The sequence below is a fragment of the Legionella cincinnatiensis genome, assembly GCF_900452415.1.
Lineage (GTDB): Bacteria > Pseudomonadota > Gammaproteobacteria > Legionellales > Legionellaceae > Legionella > Legionella cincinnatiensis.
This window is the reverse complement of sequence record NZ_UGNX01000001.1, coordinates 1,087,754-1,111,121: the sequence shown is the minus strand read 5'-3', so window position 1 is coordinate 1,111,121 and position 23,368 is coordinate 1,087,754. Positions and strand designations below refer to the sequence as shown.

Below are 23,368 nucleotides of genomic sequence, written 5' to 3'. Positions count from 1 at the left end.
CGCCTCCTCAGCTTGAACGGATCATGCTAAGGCAGATTTTAATTACATTCTTATCCCAAACTCACGTTATTTTAGATAAAGTTAACCTAATTTCCAAAAGTAAAGGTATAGAATTGAACTCCAGGAGCATTAACAATGACGTGTAAATATCCACTGGTAAATTTATTTTGTGCAACGAGTTGATAAATAGAGTATTTATCAACTAATACATTACTTTCTTTTATCTTTTTGCCATTCGAATCACTTAAAATCACCTTAATGTTAATCGGTTTTGCAGTACTATTTCCCATCACAGCATACACTTTACGTGCTTTGAAATGTATTTTTAATGCTGCATTCGCTTCTTCTGCACTAATATACTCTTCATGAACCTGCCATAAGCCCTCTAAACCCCAAGCATTAGCAGATAACTGAGGAGAAAAATGATATTGAGCCGTTTTATCTTTTATGAGTTTTGGGCTGTAAGAGGTATCAGCCCGCCCATAACCTAAATAAGTTTCAGGAGTTTGAGTGAAAGAAACCGCATTATCTTGAGAAGCTTCAAAAGCAGTTAAATCCTTCACACCTAATAAAAAGCGAATATTATTTTCAGTAATATCATAATCGCCTTCACCAAAATGCTTGTAGACTACATCGCCCTTTTTATTAATTAAATAATGTGCAGGCCAATAATGATTCTCATAGTTATTCCAGGTAACATACTGATTATCAAGCGCTACAGGATATAAAATTCCATAGAGTTTTACTGCAGCTTCTACATTAGATAATTTTTTTTCAAAATCAAACTCGGGCGTGTGTACACCAATGATCACCAATCCTTGCTTGTGATAGCGTTTATACCAATCTTTAACATAGGGTAAAGTACGTAAGCAATTGATACAAGAATAAGTCCAAAAATCTACTAACACTACTTTTCCCTTCAAATCTTTGATATGCAAGGGGGGAGAATTTATCCACGCATCGATACCTTGTATAGGTGGTGCAGGATAAGTAAGCCACAATCCATCAATCAATGAAGTTGATGTTTTAATGCCTGTTTGAGGAGTTACAGAAGTAGAAACCACGAGTCCTTCAAAATAAAGCATGTACACCACACTTGCAATAATCAATCCACCTAAAAATTTACGAAAAAGAATCGCTCGAGTTTTAAAAAAAGTAAAAGTACCGATTAATTTTTTTCCATACAGAGAAATAATAAACATAGGAATTGCAGCGCCTAAAGCAAAAGCTATAAGAGTTAAAAAACTCACTAATGTTGCTTTTTGCAAGGCAGTTTGAACAATTATTGCCGCCAAAATAGGTCCTGCACAAGGGGTCCAAATAATTGCAATGATGCATCCAAATAAAAGCCCATTCCAAAAGCCCCCTTCAGAATCATTTGCTGCAGAAAAAAAATTTCCTATGCGGGTAAATCCTTGGGTCATTTTGCCAAATTGTTCTGTTAAATAATTCGAGAGCATAATGACACCCAAAATTAACAAAATAGCATAGCCAAAATCGCGAACCCAATTAAAATCTATATCAAAATAACGCACTAATTGATGCGAAAAAAACACAAGTAGAGAGAAAAATAAAGTAAAACCAATAATGATACCTACAGGCCTCTTTTTAGATCCTGTCAAAGATCCCGCCAGAAAAATAGGTAAAATAGGCAAGATACAAGGAGAAATAATAAGACCAAAGCCCTCGATAAATCCTAATATGATATTGATGAACTGAGTTTCCATTTTTTATTTCCAGGCAAATGCAATTCCGCTACACTTTTTTACATACGCACATAAACACCACTTTCTTGTAGACGTTTGGCAACAACTAACTGAATATTGTCACGTGCTCTTGCAGGAAAATATTGATAAACATTTAAAAAATCTGTGGCATTAATCGTAAGAAATTGACACGCAGTAATTGTAACAATCCGCGCTGTTCTGCGTGTATTGCGTAAGATAGCAATTTCCCCAAATACATCTCCTGGGCCCAAGGTATTGATACGCTTCCATCCCATAGAGTTTGTTTTCACAGAAACTTGTACGGTACCTTTAATAATAATATAAAGCCTATCCCCTATTTCTCCTTGCTCTATAACAGTCTCTTCAGGTTTATAAGCAACAACAGTACATTTATCGGCAAGCATTTTTTGCTCAATAAAGCCAACACCTGTAAAAATGGGAGCTCGAGAAAGAATGGGTATCTTATCTATTTGCGACAAACTATTAATCGTATCCATACCCTTCTCCCTATGAAAATAAATAATGTAATATGACGTACTTAACTTATAGTATAGATTGTATTTTTTAAATTTTAGGAAGGTGCCTTATTCAAAAACAAGAATAATTGTATCTTAGCTTTAATCAATGCGCATAATTTTCAGCTTGCTTCGATTGCTGAGATAACTTGAGGGGCGTTACCTAGGCTTCTTTATCAAAAATCTAGAGTGAATTGTCAATCTTATCACTTCTCAAGGATTCACAAAATAATTGTGGGGTAAACGTAATAATAGGGCAGGCATTACCCCATTAGTATTGAGCGTAAATTGCAACCCTATAGTTTATGTTGCCTCACAAAATCTACGCTCACCATTTCCAAACTACTAACTGGGTCGCATTTGATTCGCACTCTCTTCTTGAGGCGCTGAGTTTTTCTCGAAGCTTGGTTCAGACATCGGGTAATCATCACTGTCGCCCAGACCCTTAGAGATTGCTTGACTACTTTTCGGTGAACCCATTTCCAGGGGAGAGAGATCAGCTTGTTTTTCTGCTTGTGGGGAGTTTGTATTCTTAGCATTTAATTCCATTTTATCAAGCATGCCACTTTGTTGTAAGTCGTTTTTAAAATCTTGAAGTTTTGGATTATCAAGAACTTTTTGAGCAAACGCTTTAACCTCAGGATTATCGTTTAAATAATCTTTGGCCATATCTTCAACTCCTGGTATTTTAAGCGCTTGTTTACACAGCCACTGTGTCGTTTTATCTTCCAAAATCTCTACCGCTTTTTGTTCAGCCTGTGGTTGCTTTATTGCCTGATCGAGCGGCATCCCACCTCCTTTTCCAAGGTTTACACCAAACAACTTAAGTAAGAGCTCTATCACCTTCATGATGAGTCCTTTAGACATCTCTGGGCTGTCATTCGATTCTTGCTTTGCATCTGTCATTTCCACACCTCATAATATAAAAACTGAGTTATTAGCCAGCAATAACGCATAGCTCTAACCTACACGCAGATTAAGTTTATCCTTCGATAAAAAATTTATCTCAGGTAACAACTAGTTATAGTTAATATACTAACAATGTGATCAAATTAAATCCAATTGAGTATTTTGATTTCTCATATGAATCTTTTAAATAAACCAGAGTTAGACTTGGATTAAATGGGAGGTAAGCTTCGAATTAATAATTCCTAAGAGACTCACAAAACAATTGTCCAAGAAATAATAAAACACTAATCAAATCGGCCACGCCACCAGGACTAATTCCTATTTCTGAAAAAAGTCGGTGTATTTCCAAAGCCCTTTGCCTGCGTGTTTGCAAACATTGGATAGCCAATAATTCTTTTACTTTGCACTGCGCATAATCAAGTCCAGTTTTCCCTTTTTTGTAGAGAATATTGGTATCATCCATACACACTAAAAGCTCTCCATAAGCAAATAAACAGACGGAGTCTAATGATTTTGTTTCAATAAAAAGCGCGATAAATTCAGGAAGTAATTGAAAAAGCAAATCATAACCTTGAATAGCCATTTGCATTGCATCGACCACCTTATATTTTCGGCGTACTTCAGCTCCATGACTTCCAAGATCTCCAGTATGATTTTTTAAGTATATTGGCCAATCATCCAATAACTGCAAATGCACATCCGTAGGCGTAAAAGACTTTTTTTTGTGAGCTAATCGAATCACTGAAACACAGATAAGACCTAAAGCAAAAATAGCCCCACGATGAGTATTGACACCGAAGGTTCTTTCAAGCATTCGCTGCTCAGCTTTAATGGCTATTTGCTTTAACACCTCAAAAGAATCATTTTTTAGACCGTGCTGTGAAATTTGATAAAAATAATGACGTAAAGCAAACAAACTACGATAAAAGGTTTCACCGTTCATATCATGGTGTGCTCCTGAATCAATAAAACTTACTAACCCAGGTTTTGGATAAGCCTTGACCTCAAAATAAAGCGATCGAACCGCCATTCTAGCTAGAGTTCGTTCACAGCAAGGGATAGTGTTCATAAAGTTCTGTTCTTGATAATAAGCTCACGTTATCTTTACTCTTACACAATACTTTTTTTGTGGATGTATTAAGTAATTCTTTAATTGGAATATCTCCTAATCCTGGAAAGCGTATTTCTCCATCTATAATTCGCTTAAATTGTTGCGTTAAAGTATCAACAAGATCCTGCAAGTGATTTAATGAATATTCGTGATAATTGATAAGCAAATCAAGATCGGAACTTTTCGTAACAAAATCATATCCTGATAAATATTGGGACAAAAAAGATCCATATACTGCAACATCAGATATTCCATGTAATCCAATAGCTCTATTTAAATCATCAATTCCGTAATAACGTAAAAAGAAATCCTGCATCTCCAGGAGTTGCGGCGGAGGATTTTGCTTTTGTACCGCAGAAGATGCAACGCGAAGAGCAACACGATGTTTTTTATTGGCATACCAAAGAGGCAATCCTAAATTGAGGAACTCGTCATCGGGTACTTGTTTTGCGTAAATACATGGCAACCCTTTTGCAAGCCAAACAGAAACCTGTTCCTTAATTAACTGTTTGTCTTCATGACAGGACACCAGAAAAAAATCAGCGCAAGGATCAAGATAGATTAAATGATGTCTTTGGAGCATCATGGATGATTAGCGACTTGCTTAATAATTGAAAAAGCTAACTTTCGCCCCCCACGTTCACTTCCTAAAAACGCCCTATCATCTTCAATACTTTTCTTTTGAATCGCCAAACCAATCTTTTCGGCAAGCTCAGATGGAGCTACAATCTCATGTAACCCTCCAAGTTGATAAAAATTTTGTACTCCTGGAGCAAACACAGGAAATGTTTTGCTAAGCTCTTTAAGCTGCTCCAATTCTATTTTTGTCACTTTAGAAATACCTTCCAACCACATCACTGCTAAAGCTGCATCCGGTAATGCTAAGATTGTATCTGCCATCAATCCATAGGCAATAAAAGCTCCACCCAATGCTTGGTTATAAACAAGTGATATCAATGGGTTTCCCTGTTGACGTAAGCACTCAAGACATTCAAGCAAATGCCCAAAATATTGTTGCATACCCAACCATTCATCACGCATCGTTAATTGTTGTCCTGCAACATCCACTAAAAGCAATATGGGATCTTTAGATTGACTTTCAAGAATTTCGATTATATGTTCCGCCATAATCAGTGCTTGTTCGGCACCTAAAAAAGTTGATTCTTTAACCCCGAGAATATGAATCAACTGGCTATTTAACCGAGCTTGGCCATAAATCACAGATTGATTCTCACTACACTCGATTTCCTGAGAAAAAATTAATTGTAGAATATCTTTTAATGCAACCATGTCTATTTCCTTCTTGCAATTCATAGAGCCTACGGCAGAATCCGTTCTGTTCTAAGCATTATAAGTTTGTTTTTATCTCTTTTGCTGCCTTTAAAAACTCTTCATCCTTCATATTAAAAAGAGTTGCAGCATACTTTGGAGCAACGTCGCTTAAATACGTCCCTTCTTCCTGATATCCTATCGTATCCTGAAATCTTTTTTTCAAGAGATTATGTTTTTGTTTGATCGAATTAATATCCAAGGGAATCTTTTTATCAAGGGCGGTAATAAGCTTATCACGAATTGCTGCAATGTCTGAACTTACGTAGCTTTGTGCAACATCTTGCAAATAACGTGTTTTTCCTCCATAGACGCGCCAGACCAAAGCTCTATCCAACGCATTAAAAACTTCTATGCCTGCCACTGCTTGAATCACTTCCGGACCAGAAACTCCAATACGCCCCACTTCATTTATAATCAGATAATCCAAGCAAGAGGAAATAATACCCATGCCACCAAAAGCACCGTTTTTACCGCAAACTACCCCCACAGTCATTATTCCGTTATTTCTTGCATCGAAAATAGCACGAATCGTTTCTGAAATAGCTATTTCCCCAGCATTTGCTTCATGTAAGCGTACCCCACCACTATCAATGAGTAAAATCACCGCTTTAACTTTGCTTGCTATGGCTGCTTTGAATAAACCTGTGAGTTTTGCGCCATGAATTTCACCAACTGCTCCACCCATAAAATCTTTTTGCTGAGAAGCGACGAGCACTTTATTTTTTCCTAAAAAGGCAGAACCAATGACAACTCCATCATCAGCCTCTCCTGGCAAATTTAACGCAGCTAAATAAGGACTATAATGTTTTTCTTCCGCAAGCCACTCGATAAATGAATTCGTATCAAAAAGAGCATGAATTCGTTCACGCGCACTTAATTCTTGGTAGTTATTACCTATTTTGTAATAACCCTGGAATTCTTCTAGAGCTTGGGTTAAACGTAATAACACTACAGCAGGCATTGCCCCATTATCATTGAGCGTAAATTGCAAACCTATTGGTTTATGTTGCCTCATAAAATCTGCAATCACCATTTTCCAAACTGGCTTATAATGATCCACTGCTGTTTGAATCATAAATAAGGTTTCAGCGGTATTATTTTCTTCAATAATCACCTCCAAATTACCTGAACCCACAACGCCACAAACTGTTCTTTTACCCCGTAACCTATTGCCAGAAAGAGTAAAACGAAACTCCATATTTTCCATAGTTATTACCTCTACCAATTTCTAAATTTTGCAGGCGGCTCATATAAACCATGAGAACAATCAACCAGATCTCGAATGGACTTGGCAGCTAAAAGATCCCTTGTGGCATCAGAAACCTTAATGCCTAAATCTTCAGGACGTTTTATGATGCCTCGCTGACGCAATTCTTCAACTTTTGCCTTATTTCTTTTCATTCCAACGTCGGTATAACCCGCAATCCCGCGAATTGCCTGTTCACGCTCTACTATAGTTCGACACATTAAAAGGTTTGCAATGCCTTCTTCAGTTACAATATGACTTACATCATCTCCGTAAATCATCACCGCAGGCAAATCAGCATTCATTGATTTTTGTAATTCCCACGCATCCAGTTTTTCTACAAAAGTCGGTTGTGCTGAACTTTGAAATGTTTCAACCATTTGAATCACTAGTTTTCTTCCTCGAGGCATTTTAGTGCTTAATGCTTCACTACGTTCCTGACCTGCTTTAAGCCAAGCATAAGAAGAATGGCGTCGTCCAGGAGCATCACAACCCATATTTGGAGCACCCCCAAAACCTGCAATTCGACCTTCAACAGCAGTTGAACTATTTCCTTCAAGATCCATCTGCAATGTGGCACCAATGAATACATCGCAAGCATAATGACCTGCAAGCTGGCCTAACATGCGATTAGAGCGCAAACATCCTTCTTTACCGGTAAAAAATACATCGGGACGAGCAGCAGCATAGCGATTCATACCTACTTCACCGCCAAAGGGGTAAATGGATTTTACAAATCCAGCCTCTATTGCAGGAATCAAAGTAGGTAAAGGATTCACAATCCAGTGCTGAGCTATTTTTCCTTTTAATCCTAATGATTCTGCATAGGTAGGTAAAATCAGCTCAATGGCACATGTATTAAAACCAACACCATGATTGAGGATATTCACTTGATAAGGTGCATATATTCCTTTAATGACCATCATGGCCATTAATATTTTAATTTCATCAATTTGCGCCGGATCGCGGGTAAAAAGAGGCTCTATATAGGAAAGTTCTGGACCTTTAACAATTACATCAACCCAATCACCAGGAATATCCACTCTTGGTAAACGATCCACCAGTTCATTGACCTGTACTACAACAATACCATTTCTAAAATTCGTTGCTTCAATAATTGCTGGGGTTTCTTCGGTATTCGCTCCGGTATATAAATTACCTTGTCGGTCCGCTTGCTCTGCCATAAGCAAACAAACATTGGGCGTCAAATCAGCGACTAATCGACCGAAAAGTTCATTATAAGTATGAATATTACCTATTTCTATTTTTTTATTTTTTACCATATTGGCCAGACGCACTGATTGTGGGCCTGAATAGGAAAAATCAATTCGTTTTGCGATTCCTTTTTCAAAAATATCAAGGTGTTCAGGTAATGCAATGGCAGATTGAATCATGTGCAAATGATTCACCTGTTTGGGATCTAATTGCGTCAATGCTGCAGCCAAAAAACTGGCTTGTTTTTGATTATCTCCTTCAATGCATACCCGATCGCCCGAACAAATCAGTTTTGAAAGCACAGCTACTAAATTATTTGCCTCTATAAACTTATCGCTTTTCAGGTACTCTTTAATCTTAATGAGACGATTTAAATACTCTTTTTTATTGTGATCCCACATTATTGTTTCCTAAATTGTTTCTTTTATTTATAACAGTTTTTATAATGAATAGCAGAAATAATTTTTAAACTCATGACATTTAGTCATAGCCCATTCCAAAATGGACTGCCTTCTTAATGTTTCTATAATTTTAGTACATTAAAATACCATTTTTGACTCACCTAAGGCTTAAATATGGCAATTCGCGTTACCTCATTTGATTTTGATGGATGTCTGTTTCATCGCAATTATGTTTACTCTGATAATAAAGATGTAATTGCCTCAAATAAAATCTTTTTAGATACCATTAAGGAAGAAAATCAAAACTTTACTAAAGCAATTGCCCTTATTGGCTCTAACAGACAGTCTTTAAATATAGATATAGCGAATAGTCCCGGCAAAGGCTCTTGCTTTCCTGCAATCAAAAAAGTAACTGATCATCTAGGCTGCACCTTTGATCCATTTCTCTTGGCCGATATTTACGGCAATCTACCCAATGGCACCTCTTATGATCGTGCAATGCATCATTTTGATCATACCTATAGTGGCGACCATAGTGACTGGATATTTGATGATACAAAAGCATCACTTATTTATGCACAGATGCATAAAGTTGCTTTGGACCACCCAACTGAAGAAATTATTTTTGATTTTTATGATGACCGAGGTTTCGGAGCACGCTCTCCCAAAGACATTCTTGAGGATTTGCATGAGTTTTTCACTAAAAACCCTGCATTAATACCTCCCAATGTAACACTTCGTCTCAATCATTATGCTGGTGGCGATGTTTCCAAAATGGACCCCATTAAAGGAAAACCAAGCAACATCATAGACGCTAATTACCAACAAACCGTTAAAGATATGGCGGAAGTCACCAAACAAAAAGATACATATAATGATGGTATCACGGCTCCTATATTTGTTGCACACCATGTAAAAGCAGACGAGTTACTTCACCGAAAAGCATTCACTCAATCAGAACCTTCAGTGATTAGTAATCCACTTCCTGAACCAAGAATCGAAACTCCAGTCATCAACCAACAAAATCCCATTGAACCTCTTCACCAAGCAACAGAAGAAGAGCTATCACTTTTTGATATTGAATTCACGCCCCGAATGGTACGCTTTTATGAGCAGTTGGAAGTGATCGAAAAGAAAGCTGCTGAACTTCGAGCTGCGAATCATATCAAAGCAGCTGAAACAGCTGAAAAGCTTCACGAACAGCTTTATAAAGGTTCTGTGCAATATTTCAACAACCGAATCAATGATAAACAATTTAGTATCCTTTGCCATCAAGCTATCGAAAAAGCACGTCCCGAACTGGAAACCCATCGAGGATGGAAACAAATATTGGGCAACCTAGCTCTCGCAATTATTGGACTTGGTATTGGTTATGTAGCTGCAGGCCTGATTAATTTAGCATTTACAAAACACTTCCTATTCTTTAATACTGATTCTGGTAAGAAGCTGAATGATATGGAAAAAGTAGTAAATCAAACTGTTCCTGTAGTTGCTTAATCATTGGTATTATAAACCGGGATAACAGAAACTGAAATCCCGGTTTTTTCAAAAACCCCCTTAGAGTTTGATAAAATCATTTATTCTCATACCCCTTCCCAAGTGATCATAACCCTAAGTTTTTTATCATTTTTTCTCTTTATAGTTATAACTAATAACAAATTATCTATAATTTTTGTAATGCTGCGATTCGTTTTTCTAAGGGAGGATGGCTAGAAAAAAGAGTTAACCAGCCATTTTGACTTGATATTTTCATTGCATTGAATGCTGGCGCGCGATCATCACGGGGTGTTTTATCGACAAATTGTTGCAATCGCTCTAAAGCTTTTATCATTTTTTCTTTACCACCAAATTGTGCTGAGCCTCTATCTGCTCTATATTCGCGATACCTAGAGAACCACATTACGATCATTGAGGCAAGAATTCCAAAAATTAATTCAAATATAAGAGCAACTCCATAATAAACAAAACCGCCGCCAACACTTTCTTCATTATCTCTTCTAAAAAATTGAGTTACAAAAAAAGCTGCAATACGGGCAAAAAAGATGACAAAGGTATTCACAATCCCCTGAATTAAAGTGAGGGTTACCATGTCACCATTAGCAACATGAGAAATTTCATGGCCTAAAACACCTTGTATTTCTTCTTTATTCATAGATTGGAGTAATCCCGTTGAAACGGCAACAAGAGCATTGTTCTTATTCCACCCTGTGGCAAACGCATTGGGTTCTGGACTTTCATAAATTCCAACATTTGGCATCCCAATATTTCTTTGTCGTGCTAAATGTCCTATCTCACTAAACAACCAAGATTCTATGTCAGTAGTTGGCTTTTCAATTAATTGAATATTAAAAGCGTGTATTGCCATCCATTTAGAAATAAACAGAGAAATAAATGAACCTGTAAAACCAATAATTAAAGCATAAATAAATAAAGATTGATAATTTAAACCATATTGGGTCAGATATGGCTGAACATTAAATAAACTGAGGATAAAAGAAATAACTACGATAATGGCCAAATTAGTAACAATAAATAAAGCTATTCGTTTAAACATGGCTCTCTCCTCATCTATTCTTAAATAACGTCAATTATGGATAAGAGATCGGGTCGTGAGAGAAACTCGTTATAATTATATCTTTATCCATAACTGACGTTAAATATTGCATGTCCTTATTTAATTATAGACACCTAATAAAAAGGGACATTAATGAACGTGAGCTCAATATATAAAATAAAATGATTTTTTATATCGAACTTTTTTTATTTAGAACTGGATCCCATATAAATTCTGCGTGTTTTAGGCGATAACGTTTGTTTAACGACCTAAAATGCATTTCTATGCCTTTTATGCAGGAATACTATTAATAGCATAATAGCAAAAATTAAATCCCTTATTTCAATAAAAATAAGGGAATAATAATCTGGGATAAAGTGGAGATGGCGAGAGCCGTCGCACTAAATAGCAATAATCCTATCAATATTGATAACCATTGCGCTCCTTCATAAATACAAACACAGGCTCCAAAACGGCTACCAAGTAATTCATTGAGGATAACCAAACTCCTGTTATCCCAATAAATTTTTATTACTCTTCTACGGTGATATCTATTTTCTTCTGAACTGCCGTTTGTTTTTTAGGAATCGATATTTCAAGTACTCCCTGTTTGTATTTAGCGCTTATTTTTGCATCGTCCGCTGTTTGAGGCAAACTAAAACGACGATAAAACTGGCCTTGCGCACGCTCCACACGAGTATATCCCTCTTTCTTTTCTGTTTTTTCGAAGTGGCGTTCACCACGAAGCGTTAATACATTATGTTCTAAAGATATCTGTATGTCTTCTTTATTTACTCCAGGAATATCAGCAAGGACTAAAAAGCGATCTTTTTCCTCTTTTATATCTACTGGAGGGGCCCATGAACTCGTGTCGACAAAAGAAGCATCTAATTGTTGCCCTTTAAAAAAATTGTCTAATAAAGAGCCAATTTCATTATATACAGGAAAATACTCACGTCTGATGGTACTCATATTCACATTCTCCTTTTAGTGGTTGCGATATATAAGAAAATAGAGACAATTTATTAAAATTCAAGGTCTCAAAAAGATTATTTTTAGGTTACTAAAAAAACCAAGCTCTATTCATTAATCAAGAAGTGGCCTTTAATGTATTCATTAAAATATTTTCTAATCGTTCTTTATCTACAGTAGTACACACACGAATATTATTGCCTTTTTTATCCACGACTGTAGTACCCGATTGCTCTTCCGGGCTTAATAATACACGTAATTTTTTATTGCTTGCTTGGACGATTGAATCATCATAAGCAACAACCGCAGAGAGAACATCCCAAAAATACCATTTATGATCGATTATTTCCGCTTCATTGCGATGAAAAAGCTCATAAAAAAATTGATTAGCCAAACTATTTTGATTTTGCTTTAACTTTTGGTAAAAAGCTTGGGTTACAGGAACTTGATTGGTCACATCTAATCCTACCATGGTAATAGGTATTCCAGAACGAAATACATTATCTGCAGCTTTGGGATCCACGTAAATATTCCACTCTGCAGTAGTATTTTTAATAGTGTTATCAACCTCAATCAAATTTCCGGTACTTTCAACCGCCCCACCCATAATATAAATCATTTTAATTTTATTTTTTAACTCTGGGGCTTTATCTACAAGAGCACCAAGATTCGTTAATGGACCAATTGCTAAAATCTCAACAGGTTCATTGGCATTGCGTAAAGTGGATTCCAATAATTGCACTGCAGTTTGCGATGTTTTTACGTCAACTTTAGGCAATAAATCAGCAGCACCTGCTAAATTATCTGCTTGTTTACGTAACCAATCGGGAAAATGATGCTGCCCAGCTAATGGGGTAACTCGTCCACAGGCCAAAGGAATCTTTTCTTGATGCATTAACGCTAATAATCCAGCGACATTTTTTAATCCAGCGGGGCAGTGAGATTCTCCTGTACCAACTACAGTAATGGCTTTAATGTCAATATCCTTTTGTGCCAATAAATAAAGCATTGCTAACTCATCATCAGTTCCTACATCAGTATCAATAATAAAAGAGCGGGTTGCATGTACCATAGAAAATAACAATGAAAAACAAATAATTAGAAATGATTTCACAACAAACCTCATGATTGAACCTCCGATTCTGTATAGAGCTTTTTAATGGTTAATACGGCTATCAAACAAAATAATGCACTTAAAATAAGATAAAAGCTTGGGGCAAGATTATTGTTATATGTTTCAATAAGGTGAGTAACAATAAAAGGAGTTAAGCCGCCGAAAAAAGCAAAAGCGAGATTATAAGAAATAGCTATCCCAGTATAGCGAATGGAAACAGGAAATAACTCCACTAATAAACTGGGATACACCATAATAAAACTGCTTAAAAATCCTAAAATAGATAAAGCAATAATCAGTGATGATGTCGTTTGCAGAGACAAAGTTGCAAATAAAAAATAACTCAATAAGATAAAACCAATAGTACCGATCAAAAGAATAAGTTTGCGTCCATATCGATCACCACACCAACAAAGAAAAATCAACAACAAGGAATAAAAAGCTAAATTAAGTGTGTTTAATAAAGTTGCTTCTTGGATAGGATAAGCAAGAATCGAAGAAAGGTAGGTAGGCATATATAAAAATACAAGATTAATCATGACAGAACCCAAACATGTTAAGCCAATACCTTGCAAAATTTTTCGCCAATACCCACTGATTGCCTCCGTAAAAGGAATTCGTTTATGTTCCGCAGTATGTTGAAATGCGATAAATAATGGACTTTCTGCTAATTGCTTACGTATATAAAAACTAAACACCCCAAGACATCCACCAAAAATAAAGGGAATACGCCAACCAAAGCTCAATAATTGCTCATTTGAAAGTTGTTTGGTTAAAATTAAACTGATCACAGCCCCAAGAAAGATACCAAAATTGAGGAAAGAAAAGATAACACCGCAAGCCAATGCTCTTGAACGCGGATCCACATGCTCACAGGTAAATGTTAAGGCTCCTGGAATTTCTCCCCCGATGGATAATCCTTGTAATAAGCGTAAAAAAATCAGCATGATGCTGGAAAAAATACCGACATGTTGATATGTCGGTAAAAATCCAATAAGTAAGGTGGGAACAGCCATTAAAATAACTGAAACAATAAATGTTTTTTTACGTCCATATTTATCGCCAAAATGACTAAAAACAACCCCACCTAAAGGACGAATCAAGTACCCAATCGCAAAAACAGCATAGACACTCATTAATGAAGCGAGCTTATCTGTTTCTGGAAAAAAAATTTGACTCATTATAGGCGCAAAAATAACGTAAATGACAAAATCATAAAACTCCAATGCACCACCTAAAGAGGCAAGAAAAATAATTTTTCGCTCACTAGGTTTTAACTTTAACACTCTAAGTCCTTGTTTTATGAGAAAGAGCTAAAATAGCATAACTTTTAATGACACTCATGAATTTTTTAGTAACTTTACAATAAGCGTGGTATTGAATCTCTGCGATTGTGGAGACATGTTTAAGATATCAGTGAAAAACTTAACTAAAAATATAAGTTAATAGCTCCAAGATGCGTAGCTCCTTTTATTAAATTTTAGTAACATCATCATAACCCTTTACCTTTTTGTCCTAGACCATGAACTCTCATTTTATTGCTCAAGAGGTCCTGCAACGTGTTAAAGAATCAGTGACGCAAACACATATTGATGCATATAAAAAGGATGGAGCAGTTTGCCTTCGTCAAATTCTAAGCCCTGAAGAAATTACATTACTTCGGGAAGGCATTGAGCTCAATCTGAAATCACCTAGTCATCGCTCCAAAATTGCAAGTAAAAGTGAGGATCCGGGGCGGTTTATAGAAGACTTTTGCACATGGCAAACCAATCCGCATTATCAACAATTTATTTTTGGATCACCTGCCAGTGTTATTGCAGGAACACTTATGGAGAGTAAAAAAACACGGCTTTACCATGACCATCTTCTTGTTAAAGAACCAGGAACACAACAGCATACACCATGGCACCAAGATCAACCCTACTATAATATTGCAGGGTTTCAAAATTGCAGCTTATGGATACCAGTGGATCCCGTATCTCGTATTTCCAGCTTAGAATTTGTTGCTGGCTCTCATTTAGGACCATGGCTTATGCCACGTTCTTTTATGGATAACCAAGCAAAATGGTTCCCGGAAGGAAGTTTAACAGAACTTCCTGATATCGAAGCAAATCGAGAGGCCTACCCTATTATTGGTTGGGAAATAACTCCGGGCGATGTGATATGCTTCCATATGTTAACACTTCATGCAGCACAAGGCGTTCCCGGAACACAACGACGTAGAGTTTTTTCCGTGCGTTTTTTAGGCGATGACATCACTCATGCCCCCCGTAAATGGATCACTTCACCTCATTTTCCAGGATTAATCAACCAACTCCCCAAAGGTGCCCCTATGAATCACGCTTTATTTCCTGTTATTTGGGAATGCTGATTTAGTACAATCTGAATTATATGAACATACTGTAGCCATAGAAATTTGGCTCTTATTCAAACCTAATAAGTTCTCCATAACCAAATAACCCATTAAATGCAATCAATTATTTAATAATCTTATATGAGAATTCAAAATATTTGATTGGATATTATTTAATCAAGATGATTAATATATGGAGGAAAATAACTGTTAGAGTAAATAATCATGAATAAAGGTATTGCCATAATCCAAACATGGGGAACAAATAGCCAAACGAAATATCTTAATGAAGATGTGGGACACGCATCTATTGAGTTAAGATTACCAGTTACCCCGGAAGATGATATTCTTATAGCACAATATTGTGATCAAATGCCCCAAATTCCCTATCACATAGAGACTGAAAAAAATAAGAGTGGTACAAAACAAAAAATATATGTAGTTCGCTTTAGTTTCATACCTGATGAACTTAATGTTATAGAGCCTTTCCATCTTAACCCTACTTATAAAGCAGATGCTCTGTATGCAGGCAACATTCATCCTGATCCCTTATTTACTACCTGTACCTTAACAGAAAAAGGACGTGCTCTGGATCCTAATACGATTGAAGGCCGCTACATTCAGAATCAAAAAGCTCTAGCTGATTGTGAAGATTTATTAAATGCAACCACAATAATAATAAAGAAAACAAAATTACTAAAACAACAAACTAATCTTGATCCCAAACATCCTAACTATAAAATTATTTTGGACCTTGTTGAACGATTAAATCTACAATTACCTCAAGAACAAAAAATATCAGTAGAGCCATTCAATGAATTAAGTGAGAAGGTAGAGCATATTCGCCATAAGCTAACTGACCAATTACTAAAGTTACGTAATCAAAACAATCCACTTCCAAATCCTGAAACCTTTAATGAGGATGAATATTTATTCTATGGTAGACCCTATGATGATCAAATAGAACTTTCTATAGGATCAGAGAAAAAGGAACTTAATGCAGCTTGTATGTTTGAGCAAATGCGAAAAATAGTCAACTCTGATGCTGATTCGCATACACATACTGGCGCTAGTACGGTACTGAGTATCTTAAAAGCAGGTAGAAAGGAGCAAACATTCGAATTTTCCTTTTTAAAAAGTTTTCAAGCTCCCCCTACTCCCCAAATGGTACACACTACAGCGATGGAACTTAAAAATAAATCTCGCGCAGAGAACTCTGTAGAAATTATCCAGGAGAAAACGAGAGCAAACTCCAAATCCGCCTCCCAACAAGAATTACTGATTGTAGCTTTATTGGCAACAGCAGGTTTAACGATTGGAGCAGGTATCGGTATAACGCTAGTTGCCACAGGAGTATTTGCCCCTTTGGGAGTTGGCGTCTTAGGACTAGTTGCGGTTGCTGGGACAATAGGAGGAGGCCTAGCATTAATTAGTGGGTCTTTAGGATTAAGGATCACTAAATCAAATGCGTCTTCGACAATAGAAACGCCAAGAGCCAAAAATACAGATGTAAGTGAATCTTCAAACTATTTGTTGACTACAAATAAATTGAAGCAGCGAGATACAAAAGCAGACAAACCTCAAAAGAACGTCGACATTCAAACAATGTCTATTACGACTGTATCAGCCCCCTCTATTGTAAATAAAGTCGGACCCTCACCCAGTTTCTTCTTCCACCATAGAAATAATATGCCGCATAATCCAGAGACCGAGCCTCTTCAGGAAAATAATAACAACATACGAAACTCCATCTAATGATAAGACATAAAATATCTTTTATGTCTTTTATATCGCTAACCGAACGTGCAAGGAAGCCCGTTCCAATACAAACAGTCCGATACAAAAAAATTCTGTTTTTTTTCTTAAAAATAAGCAATACTTCTTTCTGAATCAATCGTGGTAATATCAATGATTAAAATAAGACCTTTCCTAAAATGGGCAGGTAGTAAATACAACTGTTTGGAAAAGATTGTTCCTCTTCTTCCGCCGGGTAAACGCTTAATTGAGCCTTTCACCGGTTCTGGTGTTGTTTTTATGAATACCCATTACTCTTCTTATCTCCTTGCTGAAAGTAATCTTGATTTAATCCATTTATTTACCCTATTACAGCAACAAGGTGATCCCTTTATTCGATACTGTGAATCTTTTTTTAATCCTGAATTCAATCGTAAAGAAAAATACTATCAGATAAGATCTGATTTTAATGCCTCACCTTATTCCCCACAAAAATCAGCTTATTTTCTTTACCTCAACCGACATGGTTATAATGGCTTGTGTCGCTATAACTCTAAAGGAATCTATAACGTTCCTTTTGGCCTTTATACAAAACCTTATTTTCCACACAAAGAAATGCGTCTGTTCCATCAGAAAAGTCAATGTGCTGAATTTATTCATAACGATTTTAGAAAGACTTTTGAGTATGCAGAGCGTGGTGATGTAATCTATTGTGATCCTCCTTATGTGCCACTTTCAGAAAAAACACCCCATTTACCCTACAATCAAAAATTATTCACTAATGAAGATCAAATTGAGCTGACTGAGCTCGCTAAAGAAACAGCAGCAAAAGGCATTCCCGTTATTCTTTCTAACCATGATACTGCATTTACCCGACATCACTATAGAAAGGCAGAAATCAAAAGCTTCCCAGTCTCTCGTTTTATTAACTGTCAGGGCTCTATGCGGCATCCTGTTAAGGAATTAATTGCAATATTTAATTAAGCAACTTTAGTCCAGCAAAGCGTTCCTCAATTTTCACCTTACTTTAAACTTTTTAGAATAAAACCATATTTTTGAGCCATTAAATAAAGCCATTTTTATAACTAATCTATTGAAATTAAATAGCTATTTAATAATTTTATATCATATATAAATTCAATGAATTGGACTCATTTTAGACAAAATGATTAAATATGATTATTAATTGAGTGCTATCAACAAATTGCACTCTATTGACCAACGCAAAATATTTGGAGAAATAAATGGCTACTACAGAACAAGAGATACAAAAAGAACTAAACCAAAAAGCGGCACAGAAACTACAACAAGATAACCAAAAAAAGATGGAACAAGATCAAGCAAATATGGCAGCTAACAACCAAGGAATGTTAAACCCAAACCAGAAGATGGAACAAAATACAAAAAATATGGACGTTAAAAAAGATCCTAACAAAAATCACGATCTTAACCAAATTTGTGATGACTGGCTTAAAAGATACAAAAAACAAAAACCCGATTTTAATGAAGATGAAAATAAGCTTAAAGTAGACCAAGAGAAAGGTCGGATAACACTGGCATTTAAGGATGCCCAAGCTGAAGAGGACTTTCTCAGAGATGTAGCAAAACAAGGGTTAGAGGGTAAGGTTACCATGGGAAATGATGTAATTGCACTTACTAAAAATGGTGAGCTCATTGATCCCCGAACTAACAAGGCATTCCCAGAAGGAGGGTATAAAGACCTTGTTGAGCAACTTCGTGCCGGAAAAGATTATAAAGATCTGCAAAAACCTACCCCTGCAGAGAGATCATTATCTAATTCCACTGAGAAACCATTATCTAATTCTCCTGAGAATTCATTATCTAATTCTTCTGGGGAATCATTATCTAAATCACCGGTTAAGGACATACCCTTGGGCACTCTTTCGAGCACAAAATCAGCTACCATGGAAAATATGCCAAACGCTCCCCAACAAGAAACAACAGCAATGGAAAACGCAGAGCCCCCTGCTCCATCAATAACACCAAGCCAAAGCTAAGAATGTTTCTAATACGGCTTTCTTGGGCATATGGTCCCTCAAAAATAGGACTTATGGATACAAAGACGTTGTGGGTTTCTAATTCGTTATGACACTATTGATCATTCAACTCCTAGCAAAAAACGGTCCTATGGGGCCGTTTTACCAAGAATCAGCACGTTATATAACTTTTTAATTAAATGACCTGATGATCTTTAATAAAAAAAGCAAGAATAGTAACCAATAACAGGGAGAGAGGTAATATGGATAAAGCAACTTGATAATCCACGACAGTATAAATATGTTCTCCCTTGACGATACCACTATCCCCAAACGTATCCAATAACTTACCCACTAAAGGTTGGAACACAGCCCCAGCAAGAGAAATTATCATGTTAGTCGCTGCAAAAACGGTACCTGATAATTGAGCACCGCTGCATTCTTTAGCCATAATAAAGACGATAATTTCTGTAGCACTAAACACGCCATATAAAAATAATAAGACATTGAGACTAAAATAAGATAATCCTGGACAATACAAAACAAGGCTAATACAAATTAAAGCAAAAATAGCACCTAAAACCAATGGCAATAAACGCTTTCCTGAACGATCTGATAAATACCCCGCTACCGGAGCCCCTACTGCCCAACCCAAAAATACTGCAGAAACCGTCTTAGCGGCCTCAACCTTAGTTAAATGATGGGCTTGTTCCAAATACGTTTTCCCCCATAATTCACCAAACACCGATAAAGAAGTATACAAGCAAGCACCAACAAAGCCGATAATCCAAACTTCAGGAGCCACGAGTACTTTAAGCACATTTCGAAAAAACTCCGGTAAAGGATGCTTATTCGACTGATGTCCTTCTGGCCCATCACGAACAATCAGCAACATCAGTACGCTCAGTCCAGCACCAACAATGGCGATCAAGATTAATACTTGTTCCCAACCTATACTTTGAGACCATTCAGTAATTTTTACTTCACCATAAACAAGGCCTAGCATTCCCAGAGTGGTCATTAAACCCGCAACTAAAGAAAAATAACGTCTAGGTAACCAATGTAACGCAAGGGAAAGCACACCAACAAAAGCAAAAGAAGAGCCAAAGCCCACTAAAAAACGTCCTGAACCTACTAAAAACATAGATGAAGTAAGGGTAAACATCCACGAACCTACAGTACAACAAAGACAAGCAAACGTTAACAGTCGTCTTGGGCCAAATCTATCCATTAACATTCCAACAGGCATCTGCATGGGAGAATATGCAAAATAATAAAGGGCAGATATCTGACCAAAAGTAGTTGCTGAAATATGCCCTAAAGCGGTACTGAGCTCGGTCTGTAACACACCTGGAATGATGCGTAAGATAAACTCATAACAATAAAACACTGCCCCAACAAAGCAGATAAACAGGCCTAACAACAGCTGTTTTCTTGAAACAATTTCATTTAGGTGCATGAGCGTGTGTTTCCTTTAAAAAGAACGTTAATAAAGCAGCAATACACATACCAATAGGTATAAATGCTAAAGCAATACGATAGTCAGTCATGTTATAGAGTTTATGTACATTTTCAACTACTAATGCCGTTGAAAGAGAGGCACCACTACGTAAGGAGTAACTAAAATCCAACAAGTATCCTACTAAAGGCTGCAATAACATACCGCCTAACATGACGATCATGTTAGTCAAGGCCATCGCCGTACCTGCGGCTTCACCGGGACTCAACTCCCGTCCAACTGCGAATACAATCGCCTGCGCACTATAAAACAACCCTAATAAAAACATGAGGATCTGTACGCTACTCTCGTTCAAACCAGGAAAATACAGAATAACCAGCATCAATACAGTCGCAACACTAGCACCTAAAAGCATAGGTAATTTTCTGCGTGCTATGCGATCAGAAAAGTACCCCATCAATGGGGCTCCTAAAGTAAAACCTAAGAAAAGCAACGAATTCGCTAAACCGGCGCCATGCGCAGATAATCCATGAGCATGCCTTAAATAAGGGATTCCCCACAACTCAGCAAAAACTGTTGTAGGTAAATAAACCAAACACCCAAATAATCCATTAACCCATATTTGTTTATTACGCGCAATAATGCCTAAGTCAATCATACCTTTTTTAAAAGAAGAAACAGTACCACTCTGTCTGTAACGACCTTTTTTATCATGGATACCTAACCATAAAATAAAGGTTAATACAATACCAAAAAAAGCGGTCATATTTAGAGTCTTGATCCATCCTAATCTATGAACAAATATTTCTAAAAAATTATCACCTAGCATCGCACCAACCGTTCCTAATGCCGAAGTGAGTCCTGAAACCATAGCGAGCTTATTTTCGGGCAACCAGATTGTTGCAAGCTTCAATACACCAACAAATGCAAATGCAGAACCCAACCCCACCAAAAATCGTCCCGAAGCCGCAACCCAAAAATCTGTTGTTCCTGTGAATAAAAAAGTTCCAATAACACAAATTAAACATGCAAAAGTTAATAATCGCCTAGGACCGTAGCGGTCCATCATGATTCCCACAGGTAATTGCATAGGCACATAAGCATAATAATAAACAGATGAAATATTCCCAAATCCTGTAGCAGATAAATTAAAATGCTCACGCAGTGCTGTTTCCATCACACTAGGCGCGATCCGCAGCAAATACTCGTAACTATAAAATAGGGCTCCAAGACCACAAATAAGCCATCCAATTAATGCGTAATTTCTACGGTTTTCAGAAAGCAAGGTTATCTCCTTAACATTGGTTAAGCAAAAGCATCTACAGTCTTAATTCTGAGACGGTAAATACTCTTTTATTTAATTCACCTATTTATCCTAGACACAACCAGGCACATCTCATACGGCATACTTCTACACCCAGAGATCCCTTATTGCATATGGGATGCTACTTTTTATTTTAAATTACATACAACTCATTGACTTACGCCACTTGCTCTTGCAGCTTGGGCTACAGCAGCTGGAACTCGCTCTCGCAAACGAGGATCTATAGGCTTTGGAAGAATATAGTTAGGACCATACTCCCAATACGTAACACCTGGGTAATTATCCTTCACTACCTGGGAAACTGGCTCATGCACTAATTGGCGGATTGATTCAACTGCCGCAATTTGCATGGATTGATTAATACATTTAGCGCGTACATCCAATGCACCACGAAAAATATATGGAAAACATAATACATTGTTTACCTGATTAGGGTAGTCACTACGCCCAGTAGCTATGACTATATCATCGCGCACTCGATGAGCTATTTCAGGTCTAATTTCAGGATCTGGGTTTGATAACGCAAAAATAATGGGTCTAGGTGCCATTCGTTTTAATAAACTAGCATCTAACAAATCTGGCTTTGCCACACCGATAAATACATCTGCATCTACTAATGCATCAGCTAAGGTCCTGCATTCAGTAGTACGTGAAAAAGCAAATTTATAAGCATTTAAATCAGCACGGCCCGAATGAATAACCCCTTTAGTGTCCAAAAGCAACATGTTTTCTTTATGAGCGCCCAAGGCAGTAAGTAAGCGCATTGAAGCGATTCCCGCAGCACCGGCTCCTATACAAACAATTCGTGCTTCAGATAATTTTTTTTGTTGTAATTCAAGGGCATTGAGCAAACCTGCAGCAACTACGATAGCAGTTCCATGTTGATCATCATGGAAAACTGGGATATTTAATTGCTCCATTAAAGCCTGTTCAATTTCGAAGCATTCTGGGGCTTTCAGATCTTCTAAATTAATCCCGCCAAATGTAGGTGAAATACGTTTTGCTGTAGCAATAAAAGCTTGTGGATCGTGGGCATCAATTTCTATATCAAATACATCAATACCGGCAAAACGCTTAAATAAGACAGCTTTTCCTTCCATAACGGGTTTACTAGCAAGAGGACCGAGATCACCTAAACCAAGAACCGCAGTGCCATTAGTCATTACCGCTACTAAATTTCCTTTATTGGTATAACGATAAGCTTGCTCAGGATTTTCTGCTATAGCGATTACAGGGGCTGCGACACCGGGTGTATAAGCCAAAGATAAATCACTCTGAGAGTCAGTTGATTTGGTCACATGAACACCGAGTTTCCCAGGAGTAGGAAATTCGTGATAATCCAATGCACATTGTTTCAAAACTTCGTTATCCAAAGTACTTGCTCTCTTAAATAAAATGAAATTTT

General features: G+C 36.9%; 20 protein-coding genes. 5 read left to right on the top strand and 15 right to left on the bottom strand.

What is annotated here, in order from left to right:
* Positions 1 to 86 precede the first annotated feature (86 nt).
* The 8 genes from DYH34_RS04975 to mdcA all read right to left on the bottom strand — a co-directional run bounded on the left by DYH34_RS04975 (position 87) and on the right by mdcA (position 8,456).
* Positions 87 to 1,727, bottom strand: coding sequence for a cytochrome c biogenesis protein DipZ (locus DYH34_RS04975; protein ID WP_058465474.1), 1,641 nt, complete (start codon positions 1,725 to 1,727; stop codon positions 87 to 89).
* 38 nt (positions 1,728 to 1,765) lie between these two features.
* Positions 1,766 to 2,224 carry a cyclic nucleotide-binding domain-containing protein gene (locus DYH34_RS04970; protein ID WP_058465475.1) on the bottom strand — a complete coding sequence of 153 codons (459 nt, stop codon included), beginning with the start codon at positions 2,222 to 2,224 and terminating at the stop codon, positions 1,766 to 1,768.
* Positions 2,225 to 2,587: 363 nt separating this feature from the next.
* A complete protein-coding gene (locus DYH34_RS04965; RefSeq protein WP_058465476.1) occupies positions 2,588 to 3,148 on the bottom strand; it encodes a hypothetical protein in 561 nt (186 codons plus the stop codon).
* A 235-nt stretch (positions 3,149 to 3,383) separates the two neighbouring features.
* Positions 3,384 to 4,220 carry a triphosphoribosyl-dephospho-CoA synthase gene (locus tag DYH34_RS04960; RefSeq protein ID WP_058465477.1) on the bottom strand — a complete coding sequence of 279 codons (837 nt, stop codon included), beginning with the start codon at positions 4,218 to 4,220 and terminating at the stop codon, positions 3,384 to 3,386.
* Positions 4,198 to 4,848 (bottom strand): malonate decarboxylase holo-[acyl-carrier-protein] synthase, encoded by a 651-nt coding sequence (gene mdcG / locus DYH34_RS04955; protein ID WP_238589525.1) that lies wholly within the window; start codon positions 4,846 to 4,848, stop codon positions 4,198 to 4,200. The genes DYH34_RS04960 and mdcG overlap by 23 nt, the downstream gene beginning before the upstream one ends.
* Positions 4,845 to 5,552: a biotin-independent malonate decarboxylase subunit gamma gene (locus tag DYH34_RS04950; RefSeq protein WP_058465478.1), complete on the bottom strand. Its 708-nt coding sequence runs from the start codon at positions 5,550 to 5,552 to the stop codon at positions 4,845 to 4,847. The genes mdcG and DYH34_RS04950 overlap by 4 nt, the downstream gene beginning before the upstream one ends.
* A 58-nt stretch (positions 5,553 to 5,610) precedes the next feature.
* On the bottom strand, positions 5,611 to 6,801 hold the full coding sequence (locus DYH34_RS04945; RefSeq protein WP_058465479.1) for a biotin-independent malonate decarboxylase subunit beta: 1,191 nt from the start codon (positions 6,799 to 6,801) through the stop codon (positions 5,611 to 5,613).
* Between the two features lie 11 nt (positions 6,802 to 6,812).
* Positions 6,813 to 8,456: a malonate decarboxylase subunit alpha gene (mdcA, locus tag DYH34_RS04940; protein WP_058465480.1), complete on the bottom strand. Its 1,644-nt coding sequence runs from the start codon at positions 8,454 to 8,456 to the stop codon at positions 6,813 to 6,815.
* Positions 8,457 to 8,630: 174 nt separating this feature from the next.
* Between mdcA and DYH34_RS04935 the strand changes: the two genes are divergently transcribed.
* Positions 8,631 to 9,953, top strand: coding sequence for a hypothetical protein (locus DYH34_RS04935; protein WP_058465481.1), 1,323 nt, complete (start codon positions 8,631 to 8,633; stop codon positions 9,951 to 9,953).
* 166 nt (positions 9,954 to 10,119) lie between these two features.
* Here the strand turns inward: DYH34_RS04935 and htpX are convergent, their stop codons facing one another.
* The 4 genes from htpX to DYH34_RS04915 all read right to left on the bottom strand — a co-directional run bounded on the left by htpX (position 10,120) and on the right by DYH34_RS04915 (position 14,382).
* On the bottom strand, positions 10,120 to 11,010 hold the full coding sequence (gene htpX / locus DYH34_RS04930; RefSeq protein ID WP_058465482.1) for a protease HtpX: 891 nt from the start codon (positions 11,008 to 11,010) through the stop codon (positions 10,120 to 10,122).
* Positions 11,011 to 11,541: 531 nt separating this feature from the next.
* Positions 11,542 to 11,982, bottom strand: coding sequence for an Hsp20/alpha crystallin family protein (locus tag DYH34_RS04925; protein ID WP_058465483.1), 441 nt, complete (start codon positions 11,980 to 11,982; stop codon positions 11,542 to 11,544).
* A gap of 118 nt (positions 11,983 to 12,100) precedes the next feature.
* On the bottom strand, positions 12,101 to 13,096 hold the full coding sequence (locus DYH34_RS04920; protein ID WP_238589526.1) for a nucleoside hydrolase: 996 nt from the start codon (positions 13,094 to 13,096) through the stop codon (positions 12,101 to 12,103).
* A gap of 8 nt (positions 13,097 to 13,104) precedes the next feature.
* Positions 13,105 to 14,382 carry an MFS transporter gene (locus tag DYH34_RS04915; protein ID WP_065240109.1) on the bottom strand — a complete coding sequence of 426 codons (1,278 nt, stop codon included), beginning with the start codon at positions 14,380 to 14,382 and terminating at the stop codon, positions 13,105 to 13,107.
* A gap of 236 nt (positions 14,383 to 14,618) precedes the next feature.
* Here DYH34_RS04915 and DYH34_RS04910 point away from each other — a divergent pair, with 236 nt between their 5' ends.
* The 4 genes from DYH34_RS04910 (at position 14,619) to DYH34_RS04895 (ending at position 19,201) form a co-directional block, all read left to right on the top strand.
* On the top strand, positions 14,619 to 15,467 hold the full coding sequence (locus DYH34_RS04910) for a phytanoyl-CoA dioxygenase family protein (protein WP_058465486.1): 849 nt from the start codon (positions 14,619 to 14,621) through the stop codon (positions 15,465 to 15,467).
* A gap of 207 nt (positions 15,468 to 15,674) precedes the next feature.
* A complete protein-coding gene (locus DYH34_RS18165) occupies positions 15,675 to 17,204 on the top strand; it encodes a hypothetical protein (protein WP_065240110.1) in 1,530 nt (509 codons plus the stop codon).
* A gap of 153 nt (positions 17,205 to 17,357) precedes the next feature.
* Entirely contained in the window at positions 17,358 to 18,167 is an 810-nt protein-coding gene (locus DYH34_RS04900) for a Dam family site-specific DNA-(adenine-N6)-methyltransferase (protein ID WP_058465487.1), read from the top strand.
* A gap of 260 nt (positions 18,168 to 18,427) precedes the next feature.
* Positions 18,428 to 19,201, top strand: a complete 774-nt coding sequence (locus DYH34_RS04895) for a hypothetical protein (RefSeq protein WP_058465488.1) — start codon at positions 18,428 to 18,430, stop codon at positions 19,199 to 19,201.
* Positions 19,202 to 19,376: 175 nt separating this feature from the next.
* On the opposite strand, the gene DYH34_RS04890 is transcribed toward DYH34_RS04895, so the two are convergent.
* The 3 genes from DYH34_RS04890 to DYH34_RS04880 form a co-directional block, all read right to left on the bottom strand.
* Positions 19,377 to 20,639, bottom strand: a complete 1,263-nt coding sequence (locus tag DYH34_RS04890) for an MFS transporter (RefSeq protein ID WP_058465489.1) — start codon at positions 20,637 to 20,639, stop codon at positions 19,377 to 19,379.
* Positions 20,626 to 21,924 carry an MFS transporter gene (locus DYH34_RS04885; protein WP_058465490.1) on the bottom strand — a complete coding sequence of 433 codons (1,299 nt, stop codon included), beginning with the start codon at positions 21,922 to 21,924 and terminating at the stop codon, positions 20,626 to 20,628. Before DYH34_RS04885 ends, DYH34_RS04890 begins: the two co-directional genes overlap by 14 nt.
* Before the next feature lie 188 nt (positions 21,925 to 22,112).
* The gene (locus tag DYH34_RS04880; RefSeq protein ID WP_058465491.1) at positions 22,113 to 23,336 is read right to left on the bottom strand and encodes a malic enzyme-like NAD(P)-binding protein; all 1,224 of its coding nucleotides are present in this window, start codon (positions 23,334 to 23,336) and stop codon (positions 22,113 to 22,115) included.
* Positions 23,337 to 23,368: the final 32 nt, after the last annotated feature.

Excerpts from the sequence above, each read along its gene's own strand:
- DYH34_RS04975 (WP_058465474.1), bottom strand. The coding sequence starts at position 1,727 with ATGGAAACTCAGTTCATCAATATCATATTAGGATTTATCGAGGGCTTT.
- DYH34_RS04970 (WP_058465475.1), bottom strand. The coding sequence starts at position 2,224 with ATGGATACGATTAATAGTTTGTCGCAAATAGATAAGATACCCATTCTT.
- DYH34_RS04965 (WP_058465476.1), bottom strand. The coding sequence starts at position 3,148 with ATGACAGATGCAAAGCAAGAATCGAATGACAGCCCAGAGATGTCTAAA.
- DYH34_RS04960 (WP_058465477.1), bottom strand. The coding sequence starts at position 4,220 with ATGAACACTATCCCTTGCTGTGAACGAACTCTAGCTAGAATGGCGGTT.
- mdcG (WP_238589525.1), bottom strand. The coding sequence starts at position 4,848 with ATGATGCTCCAAAGACATCATTTAATCTATCTTGATCCTTGCGCTGAT.
- DYH34_RS04950 (WP_058465478.1), bottom strand. The coding sequence starts at position 5,552 with ATGGTTGCATTAAAAGATATTCTACAATTAATTTTTTCTCAGGAAATC.
- DYH34_RS04945 (WP_058465479.1), bottom strand. The coding sequence starts at position 6,801 with ATGGAAAATATGGAGTTTCGTTTTACTCTTTCTGGCAATAGGTTACGG.
- mdcA (WP_058465480.1), bottom strand. The coding sequence starts at position 8,456 with ATGTGGGATCACAATAAAAAAGAGTATTTAAATCGTCTCATTAAGATT.
- DYH34_RS04935 (WP_058465481.1), top strand. The coding sequence starts at position 8,631 with ATGGCAATTCGCGTTACCTCATTTGATTTTGATGGATGTCTGTTTCAT.
- htpX (WP_058465482.1), bottom strand. The coding sequence starts at position 11,010 with ATGTTTAAACGAATAGCTTTATTTATTGTTACTAATTTGGCCATTATC.
- DYH34_RS04925 (WP_058465483.1), bottom strand. The coding sequence starts at position 11,982 with ATGAGTACCATCAGACGTGAGTATTTTCCTGTATATAATGAAATTGGC.
- DYH34_RS04910 (WP_058465486.1), top strand. The coding sequence starts at position 14,619 with ATGAACTCTCATTTTATTGCTCAAGAGGTCCTGCAACGTGTTAAAGAA.
- DYH34_RS18165 (WP_065240110.1), top strand. The coding sequence starts at position 15,675 with ATGAATAAAGGTATTGCCATAATCCAAACATGGGGAACAAATAGCCAA.
- DYH34_RS04900 (WP_058465487.1), top strand. The coding sequence starts at position 17,358 with ATGATTAAAATAAGACCTTTCCTAAAATGGGCAGGTAGTAAATACAAC.
- DYH34_RS04895 (WP_058465488.1), top strand. The coding sequence starts at position 18,428 with ATGGCTACTACAGAACAAGAGATACAAAAAGAACTAAACCAAAAAGCG.
- DYH34_RS04890 (WP_058465489.1), bottom strand. The coding sequence starts at position 20,639 with ATGCACCTAAATGAAATTGTTTCAAGAAAACAGCTGTTGTTAGGCCTG.